General features: G+C 72.0%; 16 protein-coding genes. 9 read left to right on the top strand and 7 right to left on the bottom strand.

Translation table 11 applies throughout. The features are described 5' to 3' along the window. Positions 1-50 precede the first annotated feature (50 nt). Positions 51-464, bottom strand: coding sequence for a VOC family protein (locus tag ABZ910_RS02835; RefSeq protein ID WP_361358160.1), 414 nt, complete (start codon positions 462-464; stop codon positions 51-53). A 306-nt stretch (positions 465-770) separates the two neighbouring features. Between ABZ910_RS02835 and ABZ910_RS02830 the strand changes: the two genes are divergently transcribed. The 3 genes from ABZ910_RS02830 (at position 771) to ABZ910_RS02820 (ending at position 3,846) form a co-directional block, all read left to right on the top strand. After that, positions 771-2,369: an ABC-F family ATP-binding cassette domain-containing protein gene (locus ABZ910_RS02830; protein ID WP_361359057.1), complete on the top strand. Its 1,599-nt coding sequence runs from the start codon at positions 771-773 to the stop codon at positions 2,367-2,369. Positions 2,370-2,704: 335 nt separating this feature from the next. Continuing rightward, on the top strand, positions 2,705-2,926 hold the full coding sequence (locus ABZ910_RS02825; protein ID WP_004002281.1) for a helix-turn-helix domain-containing protein: 222 nt from the start codon (positions 2,705-2,707) through the stop codon (positions 2,924-2,926). Positions 2,927-3,042: 116 nt separating this feature from the next. Continuing rightward, positions 3,043-3,846 (top strand): enoyl-CoA hydratase/isomerase family protein, encoded by an 804-nt coding sequence (locus tag ABZ910_RS02820; protein ID WP_361358157.1) that lies wholly within the window; start codon positions 3,043-3,045, stop codon positions 3,844-3,846. A gap of 72 nt (positions 3,847-3,918) precedes the next feature. Here ABZ910_RS02820 and ABZ910_RS02815 read toward each other — a convergent pair whose 3' ends face one another. Then, positions 3,919-4,650: a nucleopolyhedrovirus P10 family protein gene (locus ABZ910_RS02815; RefSeq protein WP_361358155.1), complete on the bottom strand. Its 732-nt coding sequence runs from the start codon at positions 4,648-4,650 to the stop codon at positions 3,919-3,921. A 105-nt stretch (positions 4,651-4,755) separates the two neighbouring features. On the opposite strand from ABZ910_RS02815, the gene ABZ910_RS02810 reads away from it, so the two are divergent. From ABZ910_RS02810 to amaP, 5 genes are read left to right on the top strand one after another with little or no spacing between them, the layout of a single operon-like run. Beyond that, positions 4,756-5,232 carry an Asp23/Gls24 family envelope stress response protein gene (locus ABZ910_RS02810; protein WP_361359054.1) on the top strand — a complete coding sequence of 159 codons (477 nt, stop codon included), beginning with the start codon at positions 4,756-4,758 and terminating at the stop codon, positions 5,230-5,232. A gap of 55 nt (positions 5,233-5,287) precedes the next feature. Continuing rightward, a complete protein-coding gene (locus ABZ910_RS02805; protein WP_361358152.1) occupies positions 5,288-5,482 on the top strand; it encodes a hypothetical protein in 195 nt (64 codons plus the stop codon). Beyond that, on the top strand, positions 5,479-5,988 hold the full coding sequence (locus tag ABZ910_RS02800; protein ID WP_361358148.1) for a hypothetical protein: 510 nt from the start codon (positions 5,479-5,481) through the stop codon (positions 5,986-5,988). Before ABZ910_RS02805 ends, ABZ910_RS02800 begins: the two co-directional genes overlap by 4 nt. Then, complete coding sequence (locus tag ABZ910_RS02795) at positions 5,985-6,668, top strand: DUF6286 domain-containing protein (protein WP_361358145.1); 684 nt, start codon at positions 5,985-5,987, stop codon at positions 6,666-6,668. The genes ABZ910_RS02800 and ABZ910_RS02795 overlap by 4 nt, the downstream gene beginning before the upstream one ends. Then, the gene (amaP, locus tag ABZ910_RS02790) at positions 6,665-7,252 is read left to right on the top strand and encodes an alkaline shock response membrane anchor protein AmaP (RefSeq protein WP_361358142.1); all 588 of its coding nucleotides are present in this window, start codon (positions 6,665-6,667) and stop codon (positions 7,250-7,252) included. Before ABZ910_RS02795 ends, amaP begins: the two co-directional genes overlap by 4 nt. Positions 7,253-7,283: 31 nt before the next feature. Here amaP and ABZ910_RS02785 read toward each other — a convergent pair whose 3' ends face one another. From ABZ910_RS02785 to ABZ910_RS02765, 5 genes are all read right to left on the bottom strand, one after another. Further along, entirely contained in the window at positions 7,284-8,039 is a 756-nt protein-coding gene (locus ABZ910_RS02785) for an SDR family oxidoreductase (protein ID WP_361358140.1), read from the bottom strand. 5 nt (positions 8,040-8,044) lie between these two features. Beyond that, positions 8,045-9,829: a glycoside hydrolase family 15 protein gene (locus ABZ910_RS02780; RefSeq protein ID WP_361358137.1), complete on the bottom strand. Its 1,785-nt coding sequence runs from the start codon at positions 9,827-9,829 to the stop codon at positions 8,045-8,047. Between the two features lie 121 nt (positions 9,830-9,950). Further along, positions 9,951-10,748 carry an SURF1 family protein gene (locus ABZ910_RS02775; protein ID WP_361358135.1) on the bottom strand — a complete coding sequence of 266 codons (798 nt, stop codon included), beginning with the start codon at positions 10,746-10,748 and terminating at the stop codon, positions 9,951-9,953. Between the two features lie 49 nt (positions 10,749-10,797). Beyond that, the gene (locus ABZ910_RS02770) at positions 10,798-11,031 is read right to left on the bottom strand and encodes a hypothetical protein (RefSeq protein ID WP_361358132.1); all 234 of its coding nucleotides are present in this window, start codon (positions 11,029-11,031) and stop codon (positions 10,798-10,800) included. A 98-nt stretch (positions 11,032-11,129) separates the two neighbouring features. Continuing rightward, positions 11,130-12,125 (bottom strand): DEDDh family exonuclease, encoded by a 996-nt coding sequence (locus tag ABZ910_RS02765; RefSeq protein WP_361358130.1) that lies wholly within the window; start codon positions 12,123-12,125, stop codon positions 11,130-11,132. A gap of 194 nt (positions 12,126-12,319) precedes the next feature. Here ABZ910_RS02765 and ABZ910_RS02760 point away from each other — a divergent pair, with 194 nt between their 5' ends. Beyond that, positions 12,320-13,030: a VIT family protein gene (locus ABZ910_RS02760; protein ID WP_361358127.1), complete on the top strand. Its 711-nt coding sequence runs from the start codon at positions 12,320-12,322 to the stop codon at positions 13,028-13,030. The last annotated feature ends 98 nt before the right edge of the window (positions 13,031-13,128 follow it).

Below are 13,128 nucleotides of genomic sequence, written 5' to 3'. Positions count from 1 at the left end.
GGAGGCGTCAGGCCCGCACCTCGGGGGTGGCCGGCCGTATCCCTGGGGTGTCAGACCCGTATCTCCGGGGCGTACGTGCCGAAGCTCCAGACGTTGCCCTCGGCGTCGCGGGCCATGTAGTCCCGGGAGCCGTAGTCCTGGTCCGTCGGGGGCATCAGGATCTCCGTGCCGTGGTCCACGGCACGCTGGTGGTGTGCGTCGACGTCGTCCACGACGACGTACACCCCGGTGGGGCCCGCTTCCTTCATCACCGTGTCGAAGACGCCGCCGCGGCCCTTGGAGCCGAGCATCACGCCGCCGTTGCCCTGGACCAGCTCGGCGTGCAGCACCGAGCCGTCCTCTCCCTCGTAGACCGACAGCTCGGTGAATCCGAAGGCCTCCGTGAGCTGCTTGATCGCCGCCTTCGCGTCGGCGTACAGCAGGGTCGGGAAGATGCTCGGCCGTCCGCTGCCCGTGTCCGTCATGTCGATCACTCCGTTGTGCGTCGATGCGGTCGGTGGGGGAGAAGCGGCCGGAAAATCCCGGATTCCGGCCCGTTGTTCAGTCTGGCACCCGCCACTGACAACAGGCCTCGTGCCCGGATAAGGCCCGGCGGCGAGGCCCTGGAGCGGTGCCGGAGCGGTGCCGGAGTGGTGATCGAACACCCGGACGCAGAAAAAGCGCTTGCATCGCCCCGCTAGAATCGACCCATGGCCATTCTCCTCGCGCATTAGACGGCGGAAACGTCCTCAGCCGCCCATCCGCCACATCACCAGCCCTGGAGTATGTCCGTGATCTCCGCCTCCGGCATCGAGCTGCGCGCCGGCGCCCGCATCCTCATCGAGAACGCCTCCTTCCGTGTCGCCAAGGGCGACCGCATCGGTCTGGTCGGCCGCAACGGTGCAGGCAAGACCACCCTCACCAAGGTCCTAGCCGGCGAGGGCATCCCCGCCGGGGGCACCGTCACCCGCTCCGGCGAGGTCGGCTACCTCCCGCAGGACCCCCGCACCGGCGACCTCGACGTGCTCGCCCGCGACCGCGTCCTCTCCGCGCGCGGGCTCGACGTACTGATCCGCAAGATGCGGGACAACGAGCAGCGCATCGCCAACGGCTCGGGCGCCACCCGCGAGAAGGCGCTCAAGCAGTACGAGCGCCAGGAGACGGAGTTCCTCACCAAGGGCGGGTACGCCGCCGAGGCCGAGGCCGCCACCATCGCCGCCGCGCTCAACCTGCCCGACCGGGTGCTCGGCCAGCCGCTGCACACCCTCTCCGGTGGTCAGCGGCGCCGTATCGAGCTGGCCCGGATCCTGTTCTCCGACGCGGACACGCTGCTGCTCGACGAGCCGACGAACCACCTCGACGCGGACTCGATCATCTGGCTGCGCGACTACCTGAAGACGTACCGCGGCGGCTTCATCGTCATCTCGCACGACGTCGAGCTGGTGGACACGGTCGTGAACAAGGTGTTCTACCTGGACGCCAACCGCTCCCAGATCGACATCTACAACATGGGCTGGAAGCTCTACCAGCAGCAGCGCGAGGCCGACGAGAAGCGCCGTAAGCGCGAGCGCGCCAACGCCGAGAAGAAGGCCGCCGCGCTCCACTCGCAGGCCGACAAGATGCGCGCCAAGGCGACGAAGACCGTCGCCGCGCAGAACATGGCCCGCCGCGCGGACAAGCTCCTCTCCGGGCTGGACGCCGTCCGCCAGTCCGACAAGGTCGCCAAGCTCCGCTTCCCGGAGCCCGCGCCCTGCGGCAAGACCCCGCTGACCGGTGAGGGCCTGTCGAAGTCGTACGGCTCGCTGGAGATCTTCACCGACGTCGACCTGGCCATCGACAAGGGCTCCCGGGTCGTCATCCTCGGCCTCAACGGCGCCGGCAAGACGACCCTGCTGCGGCTCCTCGGCGGAGTCGAGAAGCCCGACACCGGCGAGGTCGTCCCCGGTCACGGCCTCAAGCTCGGCTACTACGCCCAGGAGCACGAGACCCTCGACCCCGACCGCACGGTCCTGGAGAACATGCGCTCGGCCGCCCCCGACATGGACCTCGTCGAGGTCCGCAAGGTGCTGGGCTCGTTCCTGTTCTCCGGCGACGACGTCGACAAGCCGGCCGGCGTGCTCTCCGGCGGCGAGAAGACCCGGCTCGCGCTGGCCACCCTCGTGGTGTCCGCCGCCAACGTCCTGCTCCTCGACGAGCCGACCAACAACCTCGACCCCGCCAGCCGCGAGGAGATCCTCGGCGCGCTGCGCACCTACAAGGGCGCCGTCGTCCTCGTCACCCACGACGAGGGCGCGGTGGAGGCGCTCCAGCCGGAGCGGATCATCCTGCTGCCGGACGGCGTCGAGGACCTCTGGGGCGCGGACTACGCAGATCTCGTCGCCCTCGCTTGATCGAATATGTGATCCACTGCGTATGGATCATTCGGCCCATCCGTGATCCATCATCTGTGTGAGATCTCCTCGTATCGAGGTGTGTCCTCCACCGATAGGGCGGCCGATCCCTTTGTCGACAAGGGATCGGCCGTTTCGCGTCCGTGACCTGGACCTTCACGGAACAACCCGTTCGGCCGCAGGGTCCCCATCGCTCGGAAGATTGAATTCCGCATGTGGGGATGTGCTCCCACCGTCAAAACCGTGTCTCACGGACCTTGCCGAATGGGTGGCCATGAAGGCCCGGAGGGGTGATCATGAGGGGACCAGAGCGCACTTCCCATGAGGAGGCACGGGTGGCCGAGACTCTGAAGAAGGGCAGCCGGGTGACCGGCGCCGCGCGCGACAAGCTCGCGGCAGACCTGAAGAAGAAGTACGACTCCGGTGCAAGCATCCGGGCGTTGGCCGAGGAGACCGGCCGCTCGTATGGCTTCGTACACCGGATGCTCAGCGAGTCGGGCGTCACGCTTCGTGGGCGTGGCGGAGCGACCCGGGGCAAGAAGGCCGCATCGTCCTGACCTCGGGCGGCCCCTCGGCTTCGATGGTGGCCACCCGGTCGGTCCGGTGATCGGTCGGGTGGTTACTGTGCAGTCACTTAGCTTGCTCTGCTGACCGCACCCATCGGAGGCGCCCCATGGCTTCGCCCGAGCAGGACCACGCTCCCGTACTCGACAAGGACGGCGTACGGCTCACTGTCGACGACGCGCTCGCCACGGTGACGCTGACCAACCCGGCCAAGCGCAATGCCCAGAGCCCCGCCCTGTGGCGGGCGTTGGCCGAGGCCGGCCGGCTATTGCCGGGCTCCGTCCGGGTCGTCGTGCTGCGCGGCGAGGGCAAGTCCTTCTCCGCCGGGCTGGACCTGCGGATGTTCTCCCCGGAGGGAATCCCGGGCGAGCCCAGGTTCACCGATCTCGCCCAGCGTGACGATGCCGGGCTGGACGCTGCCATCGCCGAGTACCAGGAGGGTTTCACCTGGTGGCGACGGAACGACCTCGTGACCATCGCGGCCGTCCAGGGGCATGCCATCGGTGCCGGCTTCCAGCTCGCCCTCGCCTGTGACCTGCGCGTCGTCGCCGACGACGCGCAGTTCTCCATGCGCGAGACCAGCCTGGGGATCGTGCCCGACCTGACGGGCACGCATCCATTGGTGGAGCTCGTCGGCTACGCCCGTGCGCTCGAGATCTGCGCGACCGGACGGTTCGTCCAGGCCGAGGAGGCCGTGCTGTCGGGGCTCGCGAACCTGGCGGTGCCGGCGGCCGAACTCGACGGCGCGGCGCGGGACCTGGCCGCGGCGATTCTGGCCGCGCCCAGGGACGCCGTCGTGGAGACCAAGGCGTTGCTGCGCGGGGCGGCGGGACGGACGTACGAGGAGCAGCGCGCCGCCGAACGGCAGGCCCAGGCCCGGCGCCTGCGGGACCTGGCGGGCCTGGGCGAGTAGGCCCGCCGGGGCGCCTGTCCGTGCGCGAAGCGACGCGCGACCCAGCCCCCATCCCACCACCCGGTTCGGCTCTCACCCCACCGTCGTGACCAGGACCGCCACCGTCGGGTGATCGTCCAGCGCCTCTCCCACCGCGGGACGGACCTGCCGGGCCACGTCCAGGGGGCGGTGGTCGCCGCTCACGGCCACCTCCACGCGTACGTGGCGGTGCGGCAGCGAGGCGGACCGGGCCGGGTCCTGGCGTGCGTCCTCGATGTACACCGCCCGGCCCAAGCCGCCGAGCGTGCCGGTCAGATGGGTCACGCCCGGTACGGCGAGCGCCGCCGCGGCCGCGCGGGCCTCGTCGGGGCCCGTGGCCTCACGAGCCCGCGGCGGCTCCGGGGAGCGCACCTCCCCGGCCTCCGTCTCCGCGTCCAGCAGCTCGGTCACCCGCAGGTCGACCTCCGCGACCGTGAGGCCGAGGCGCTGCTCCGCAGCCGTCGCCAGGGCCGTACGCAGCCGGGACGTCGTGACCGGCAGCGGCTCGGCGGCCGTGGCCGCGACCTCCGCCGTCAGCCGGAGCGGACCCGGCGGGAGCGCGCTCGGCGGCGCCGGTACGACGGGGTCGTCCACGTCCTGAGGGTCGGCGAGCGCGATCCGGAGCGCGCCCAGGCGCACGCCCGGTACCTCCGCCGCCGCGCGCCGCAGCACCGCCCCGGCCGCCCCCTCCGCGATCCAGGCGCCGTCGAGCGGGCCGCCGAGCGGAAGCAGCCTGCCCAGGCCCAGTTGATCCCGTACCGCCTGTGTCCACCGGTCCGCCGTCATTGCTCCAGCCTGCCCCATCTCCGAGGCGGGAGCGCGCATCCCCGCTTACCGTGGTCGAAGGAGACGACGTAAGACGCTCGGAAGGGATGAACGGCGATGACCGACATGACGGGGCCGAACCCGGCCGCGACCTCCCAGGGCGAGTACGAGGCCACCCTGCAGACCCGCAAGGCGACCAGGCGCGGCGGCGGTGATCCCGCGGCCCGGGGGCGGACGACCATCGCCGACGGCGTCGTGGAGAAGATCGCCGGGCTGGCGGCGCGGGACGTGCCGGGCGTGCACGCGATGGGCGGCGGACTGAGCCGCACCCTCGGCGCCGTACGGGACCGGGTGCCCGGCGGGGCCAAGTCCGTGACGCGCGGGGTGAAGGCCGAGGTCGGCGAGGTGCAGACCGCGCTCGACCTGGAGATCGTCGTGGTCTACGGCGTCTCCATCGGCGATCTCGCCCGCGCCGTACGGGAGAACGTGATCGCGGCCGTGGAGCGGATGACCGGCCTGGAGGTCGTCGAGGTCAATATCGCGGTGAGTGATGTCAAGCTGCCGGAGGAAGAGGAAGAAGAGCACGAGCCGCGCATCCAGTGACGCCCGGCGACCGGACGACGCGTGGCTGAGGAGCTGAGGAGCTGAGGTGGGCGGCATGAGTATGGCCGTGGTCGGCATGATCGCCGGGATGGCGCTGGGGTTCGCCGGGTATTTCGGCGGGTTCGGCGCCTTCCTGCTCGTGGCGGCGCTGGGTGCCATCGGGTTCGGCGTCGGCCGGTTCGTCGAGGGGGAATGGGAGTTGGGCGACTTCTTCCACACCCGCGACGGCAAGCGTGAACGGCGGCGGTGACCTCCGTGAGCGACGCGGCCGGTGTGGCGCGCGGGCCCGCGGCGGTCGTCGCGCCCGGCGAGCGCGGCGCCACCCGGATCGCCGACCGGGTCGTCGCGAAGGTCGCCGCGCAGGCGGCGCGTGAGGTGGTCGGAGCGCTGCCCCCGCACCTCGCACCACCGCACGCGACCGTGGTCGTACGCCCGCACGCTCCCGACTCCGCCCGAGCGGAGAAGGCAAGAAGAGAGAAGGCACGAGCCGAGGAGGCACGAGCAGGGGGGACACGACCGGAGGAGCCAGAAGAGCCGGAGGAGCCGGAGGAACCCCCCGTCGCCACGGCCCGGATCCGCATCCATCTCGAACTGGACTACCCGAGCGACATCGCCGCCCGGTGCGCCGCTGTGCGTCGCCATGTCGTCCAGCGGGTAGGTGCGTTGGTGGGTATGGCGGTACCGGAGGTCGCTGTCCAGGTGGAGCGGCTGGAGTCGGCGTCGGCGTACGGCGCGGCACACGGGAGGGCGCGATGAGCGAGTCCCAGGGCACCGAGAGCGGCACACAGCGCATGCCGGTCATCGAGAAGCCGACCGGCACGGAACTCGACCAGTCGGCCTCGGCCGCGGCCTTCGGGCCACCGGGCGCGGTGGACGCCGACGGCGGCCGGGGCGGCCGTTTCTGGTCCGCGCGCCGCGTCCCGGCGGGCATCGTCGCGCTGCTGATTCTGCTCGGCGCGGGCGTCTTCCTGTACGACGTCGTGGCCGTGCGAGTCCAGCGTCCCGCCCTCGGCTGGCGCCGCGAACTCGCGCGGCAACTCGCCCAGCGGCCCCTGGACGACGTCTGGGTGCTGGTCGGCGCGGGCGTCGCGGCCGCCCTCGGCCTGTGGCTGATCGTGCTCGCGCTCACGCCGGGCCTGCGGGACGTGCTGCCGATGCGGCGCACGCACGCCGACGTCCGGGCGGGGCTGCATCGGGCCGCCGCGGCCCAGGTGCTGCGCGACCGGGCCATGGAGGTGTCGGGCGTGCGGTCGGCGCGGGTGCGGATGGGGCGGCGCAAGGCCGATGTCCGCGCCGTCTCGCACTTCCGGGAACTCGACGCCGTACGGGCCGACTTGGACGTGGCGCTCGCCGACGCGATCCGCGGGCTCGGACTGACCCGGCCGCCCTCGCTGTCGGTGCATGTCGCACGGGTCGGACGGAAGAAGAAGGGGTGAGGGCGGTGCTCAGGGGCGTCAACCGCGTGCTGATCGGAGTCGTCGGGCTGCTGCTGGTCGTGCTCGGCGGCTCGGTGCTGGCGGTGGGGCTGGGCGTGCGACCGCCCGCCTGGTGGATCTACGGCGGGCCGCACGACGTGCTGCTCGGCGTCGCCCGGCGCACGCGGTGGAGGGAAACCGGCTGGTGGTGGCCGACGGTCATCGCCGTGCTCGCCGTCCTCGTGCTGCTCGCGTTGTGGTGGCTGATCGCGGTGCTGCGCCGCCGCCGGCTGGCCGAGGTGCTCGTGGACACCGGCGACGGCGAGGGTGCGCTGCTGCGGGGGCGGGCCCTGGAGAGCGTGCTCACCGACGAGGCGACGCGGCTGGACGGCGTGGCCTACGCACAGGCCACGCTGACCGGCCGGCGCGGCGCCCCCAAGGCCCGCGTACGGCTGCGGATGGAGCCGGACGTGGACCCCGGGACGGCCCTGCACGAGCTGATCACGGAGCCCCTGACCCACGCCCGCGAGTCGGCGGGCCTGGCGGCGCTCCCGGCGGAGGTCCGGCTGAAGGCGGTCAAGCACCGTGCGGAACGGGTGAGTTGACCGCCGACGTACGGGACCTCCCCGGTGGGGTTCAGAACCCGTGCCGCATCCCGCCGTCGACCGGCACCATGATCCCGGTCAGATAGGAAGCGGCCGGAGACAGCAGGAACGCGGCCACCCGCCCGAACTCCTCGGGCGTCCCGTACCGGCGCAGCGGAATCCGCGACTCGTTGGCCGCCCGCGTCGCCCCCGGGTCAGCGGACAGCGCGTCCAGCTCGCGCACGCGGTCCGTGTCGATGCGCGCCGGAAGCAGTCCGACGACCCGGATGCCGCGCGGCCCCAGCTCGTCGGCGAGCGACTTGGCGAAGCCGGCCAGTCCGGGGCGCAGCCCGTTGGAGATCGTGAGCCCCGGGATCGGCTCGTGCACCGACCCGGACAGCACGAAGCCGATGGCGCCGCCCGGCGCCAGCTCCGCGGCCGCCGCGCGCGCGAGCCGCACCGCGCCCAGGAACACCGACTCGAACGACATGCGCCACTGTTCGTCGGTGTTGTCGGCGACGAAGCCGGCCGGCGGGCCGCCGACGCTGATGAGGACGCCGTCGAAGCCGCCGAACTGCTCGCGAGCGGCCGCGATCAGCCGCGCGGGAGCCTCGGGATCGGCGTTCTCGACCGCCACCCCGGCCGCGTTCGGGCCCAGCTCGTCCGCCGCGTCGGCGACGCGCTTCGCGTCCCGCCCCGTGATGACCACCTTCGCGCCGTCCGCGACGAGCTGACGCGCGGCGGCGTTGCCGAGGCCGCGCGTGGCCCCGGTGACGACGTACACCCGGTCCTTCAGTCCAAGATCCATGGCCCCTATCCTGCCTTGTCGCCCCCGAACAGGGCGAGGGCGGTGTTCACCAGGCCGATGTGGCTGAACGCCTGCGGGAAGTTGCCGAGTTGGCGGCCGCTGACCGGGTCGTACTCCTCGGCCAGCAGTCCCACGTCGTTGGTGAGGCGCACCAGGCTCTCGAACAGCTCCCGCGCCTCCTGCGTGCGGCCCGTCAGATGCAGCGCGTCCGCGAGCCAGAACGAGCAGGCCAGGAAGGCGCCTTCGCCGCCCGGCAGGCCGTCGACGGTGGTCTTCTCGGTGTCGTAACGGCGGACGAGGCCGTCGTAGCCCAGGTCCGCGCGCACCGCGTCCACCGTGCCGATCACCCGCGGGTCGTCCGGGGGCAGGAAGCCGAGGCGCGGGATCAGCAGCAGGGCAGCGTCGAGTTCGCGTGAACCGTAGTACTGCGTGAAGGTGTTGCGCTCCGGGTCGTAGCCCTTCTCGCACACCTCCCGGTGCACCTCGTCGCGCATCGCGCGCCAGCCGTCGATGTCGCCGTGCAGCTCCGGATGCGTCTCCAGCGTCCGTACGGCCCGGTCGGCGGCCACCCACACCAGCACCTTCGAGTGCACGAAGTGGCGGCGGCCGCCCCGCACCTCCCACAGGCCCTCGTCCGGCTGCCGCCAGGCCGACTCCAGGAACGTCATCAGCGCGCACTGCATGTTCCACATGTGCGGCCTGGTCGACAGCCCCGAACTCCGGGCCAGCCAGAGCGAGTCCATGACCTCGCCGTACACGTCCAGCTGGAGCTGGTCCACGGCGTCGTTGCCGACCCGTACGGGCGCCGACTCGGCGAAGCCGGGCAGCCAGGGCAGCTCGAACTCGGGCAGCCGGCGCTCTCCGGCCAGCCCGTACATGATCTGCAGGTCGGCCGGGGAGCCCGCGACCGCGCGCAACAGCCAGTCGCGCCAGGCCTCGGCCTCCTTGTGGTAGCCAGCGGACAGCAGGACGCCGAGCGTCAGCGTGGAGTCGCGCAGCCAGCAGTACCGGTAGTCCCAGTTGCGCACCCCGCCCAGCTCCTCGGGGAGCGAGGTGGTGGCGGCCGCGACGATGCCGCCCGTCGGGGCGTAGGTGAGCGCCTTGAGGGTGATCAGGGAGCGGACGACCGCCTCCCGGTACGGGCCGTCGTAGCGGCAGCGGGACGTCCAGCGCCGCCAGTCCCTGACGCTGGTGTGCAGCGCCTCGAAGGGGTCGACCAGCGGCGGGCGCGGCTCGTGCGAGGGGTGCCAGGTGAGGACGAAGGCGACCTTCTCGCCCTCCTCGACGGTGAACTTCGAGTGCGTGCCGAAGTCCTCGCCCCAGGTCCGCACGGCGGGTTCGCTGCGCAGCCAGACCGAGTCCGGTCCGGCGACGGCGACCCGGTGACCGCCGGACCGGCGCATCCACGGAGTGATCGAGCCGTAGTCGAAGCGGAGACGGAGCGTGCAGCGGACGGTGACGCGGCCGCTGAGGCCCTCCACGATGCGTACGACGTCGGGGGCGCGGTCGCGCTGCGGCATCAGGTCGGTGACCCGGACCGTGCCCTCCGGCGACTCCCACTCGGTGTCGAGGACGAGCGTGCCGGGGCGGTAGCCGCGGCGGGCGCAGGTGTCCGCGCCCTCGGGCGCGATCCTCCAGTGGCCGCTCTCCTCGTCGCCCAGAAGTCTGGCGAAGCAGGCGCCCGAGTCGAAGCGCGGCAGGCACAGCCAGTCGATGGACCCGTCCTTGCCGACCAGGGCCGCCGTCTGTTCGTCGCCGATGAGGGCGTAGTCCTCGATGCGGGGATACACGGGGTGCGGGTTCCCGGCAGGGTGGGGAGGCAATCAGCGGGTGCGGCCGGGTGGGTTATGACGGTCCCGCACCGGGAGGGTCGTGGCGGTGGCGGCCTGTTTCCGCCGGGCCGGGCGGGGGCTACGCCGTCGCCGGTTCGGTCTCCGTCGCCTGCTGCTCGGGTGTGGCCTCCACGCGGTCGCGGATCTCTCGTCGTACCAGGAACCACCAGCCGACCGGGACGCCCGCGGCGAACAGCCACCACTGGATCATGTACGCGTAGTTCAGCGGGGCGTCCTCGCTGCCGGGGTCGGAGATCTGCTCCGGAGAGCCGCCCTTCGGCGCGGGCGCCGTCTGCTCGATGTAGCCGCCGAGCACCCGGGCGCCGAGACGCCGGGCCTCGTCCTCGCTGTTGATCAGCATGATCTGCCGGGCGGGCAGGCCCCGGAGGTCCTTGATACCGCTCGCCGCCGTCGTCTCGTCGACCATCAGCCGCCCGGTGACGGTGGTACGGCCGCGGGGCGGCGCGGGGATCTTGGGGAACGCGGTCTGGCTGCCGTTCGCGGGGATCCAGCCGCGGTTGACCAGCAGCACGTGGCCGTCCGTCAGGACCAGCGGGGTGAGGACATGGAAGCCGACCTCCTCGTCGGCGTTGACGCGGCGCCGGACGACGACTTCCCGTGCGGTGTCGAAGGTGCCGGTCGCGGTGACGGTGCGGTACTTCTCCATGCGGGTCACGGCATGACCGGGGGAGGTCAGCTTCTCCACGGGCACCCGCTTGGCGTGCAGCGCGTCGGAGACCAGCTGGTTGCGGGCGGTGCGCATCTCGTACCGGCTCTGCTGCCAGAAGCCCAGCCGGATCATCGTCGGGATCAGTGCGATCGCGACGAGCGTGAGGATCACCCACTGGCGGGTCAACAGGAAGCGGTAGCGGTGCACCCCACGACCGTACAACTCGGTCGTGGGGTGCAATCAGGCGGGTACCGGCTCACACCCGGTCGACGATGCCCGCCTTCCCTTCCTCGCGGGCGCAGTGGGCACCGCAGTAGTAGTGGCCGTCGGCCTGCACGCCCTGGCCGATGATCGAGACGTTGCAGTGCTCGCAGATCGGGGCCATGCCCTTGATCGCGCAGGAGAAGCAGTCGAAGACGTGCACGGCGCCCTGCGCGTGCACCTCGAAGGACATTTCGTAGTCATTGCCGCAGACTTCGCATTTCGCCATGCGCCACAGGGTGAGTGGTCATCGCCACGTCGGCGAGCGGGTGTGGGGCGAGTCGCCGGGCAATCACCCGTCCGTACGGTCGCGCGTGCCGGTCCTGCCTACGGCGCCGTCGCAGGCTCGACGTCCGCGAGGAGCTGTCCGAACGCCGCCTCGTCGATCACCGGCGTGCCGTACTGCCGCGCTTTGACCACCTTCGACGTGCCCGAGTCGGGGTCGTTGGTGACCAGCAGGCTGGTCAGCCGGGACAGGCTCGTCGCCACGTGCAGGCCGGCCTCGGCCGCCCGGTCCTCCAGCAGCTCGCGGTCGACCGATGTGTCCCCGGAGAACGCGACCCGCATGCCCTGCTTGAGCGGTTCGCCCTCTTCGTACCGCCCCGGGTTCGGGTAGGGGCAGGCCGGCCGCTTGCGGCTGGCGCGCCAACTGCCGGGCCGCTGGCCGCCGTAGTCGCCGCCGGTCTGCCGGCCGATCCGGGCCGCGGGCCGGTCGCTGAACTCGGTCAGCGGGCGGCACTCCAGCAGCGGCAGCCGTACGCCGCCCGCCGCCGCGGCCCGCAGGCTCGGCCGGAACGCCTCCGCGAGCACGCGCGCGTCGTCGAGCGCGTGGTGCGCCCGCCGCTGTACGACGCCGAAGTGCGCCGCCAGCGTCGTCAGCTTGTGGTTGCGCAGCGGCAGGTCCAGCTCCTTGGAGAGCGCGATGGTGCACAGCCGCTGTCGCACCGGCGCCTCGCGCTTCGCGCGCGCGTACTCCCGCGCGATCATCTGCCAGTCGAAGACGGCGTTGTGCGCGACGAGCACCCGGTCCGCCAGCCGGTCCGTGAACTCGTCGGCGATGTCCTCGAAGAGCGGCGCCCCTTCGAGGGCCTCGCTCGTGAGGCCGTGGATCCATACCGGGCCCGGGTCGCGCTCCGGGTTGACCAGCGTGTACCAGTGGTCCTCGACCTCGCCGCGCGCGTCCACCCGGTAGACGGCTGCGGAGATGATCCGGTCGTGCCGGGCCAGTCCGGTGGTCTCCACGTCAACGACCGAGTACCCCTTCGGATACGCGGCCGGCCACTGAGTGGGGAGGGACGCTGCGGTCGCGCTGTCTTCGAGCATGGTCACTGAGGATACGGGCCATGACTGACAGCACCGTCCCCGAGGCGGGTCGGGCTTGGCGGGAGCGTTGACCCGGGCATCCCTTCGCGCACAAGGTACTTGGCGATAAATGTCCGAATGTGCGGCTATTGACCGCGCGTCATGGGGCGACCGGCGCCGAAGAGGCGCAGCTCGACTGTGCGATCCTCCCTCCTGTGACGGAACCAACCCATGACGAGGCCCACGGCGGCGCGCTCGGCTCCCGGCTGAACTGGCTGCGGGCGGCCGTCCTCGGCGCGAACGACGGCATCGTGTCCACCGCGGGAATCGTCGTCGGCGTGGCCGGCGCCACGGGTAACCGGGCCGCCCTGCTCACCGCCGGCCTGGCCGGACTGCTCGCCGGGTCGATGTCGATGGCGGCCGGTGAGTACGTGTCCGTGTCCACCCAGCGCGACTCCGAGATGGCCGCCCTGGCCGAGGAGAAGCGGGAGCTGAAGGAGCAGCCGGAGGCCGAACTGCAGGAACTGACCCAGCTGCTGGAGAGGCGCGGTCTGACCCGGGAGGTGGCGTGCGAGGCGGCCGTACAGCTCACGCAGCGGGACGCGCTGAAGGCCCACGCGCGCGTGGAGCTCGGTATCGACCCCGACCAGCTGACCAACCCGTGGCACGCGGCATGGGCGAGCTTCCTCGCCTTCACGATCGGCGCCCTGCTGCCCCTCCTCGCGATCGTGCTGCCCCCGGCGGCCTGGCGGCTCCCGGTCACCGTGGGGTCCGTCCTGGCCGCGCTCGTCATCACCGGGTGGAGCAGCGCCCGGATGGGCGCGGCGGAGCCGGGACGGGCCGTGCTGCGGAACGTGGCCGGCGGGGCCCTGGCCATGGGCGTCACCTATGCCGCGGGGACGCTGCTGGGAGCGGTCGGCGTCTAGGGCCTCTCGTTTGGATCAGGCCGGGCTCGCGGGGTCTGGCACGCACATCTGCGGCGTTGTCGTCGGTTGCCGACTCCCCCAAGCTCTCGGCTGCGCTC

The organism is Streptomyces sp. NPDC046805 (assembly GCF_040645355.1).
Taxonomy (GTDB): Bacteria; Actinomycetota; Actinomycetes; order Streptomycetales; family Streptomycetaceae; genus Streptomyces.
This window is presented reverse-complemented; position numbering and strand designations above follow the sequence as displayed.

Coding starts and splice junctions, on each gene's coding strand:
- ABZ910_RS02835 (WP_361358160.1), bottom strand. CDS start 464: ATGACGGACACGGGCAGCGGACGGCCGAGCATCTTCCCGACCCTGCTG.
- ABZ910_RS02805 (WP_361358152.1), top strand. CDS start 5,288: ATGAGTATGGCCGTGGTCGGCATGATCGCCGGGATGGCGCTGGGGTTC.
- ABZ910_RS02810 (WP_361359054.1), top strand. CDS start 4,756: ATGACGGGGCCGAACCCGGCCGCGACCTCCCAGGGCGAGTACGAGGCC.
- ABZ910_RS02795 (WP_361358145.1), top strand. CDS start 5,985: ATGAGCGAGTCCCAGGGCACCGAGAGCGGCACACAGCGCATGCCGGTC.
- ABZ910_RS02815 (WP_361358155.1), bottom strand. CDS start 4,650: ATGACGGCGGACCGGTGGACACAGGCGGTACGGGATCAACTGGGCCTG.
- ABZ910_RS02765 (WP_361358130.1), bottom strand. CDS start 12,125: ATGCTCGAAGACAGCGCGACCGCAGCGTCCCTCCCCACTCAGTGGCCG.
- ABZ910_RS02820 (WP_361358157.1), top strand. CDS start 3,043: ATGGCTTCGCCCGAGCAGGACCACGCTCCCGTACTCGACAAGGACGGC.
- ABZ910_RS02785 (WP_361358140.1), bottom strand. CDS start 8,039: ATGGATCTTGGACTGAAGGACCGGGTGTACGTCGTCACCGGGGCCACG.
- ABZ910_RS02770 (WP_361358132.1), bottom strand. CDS start 11,031: ATGGCGAAATGCGAAGTCTGCGGCAATGACTACGAAATGTCCTTCGAG.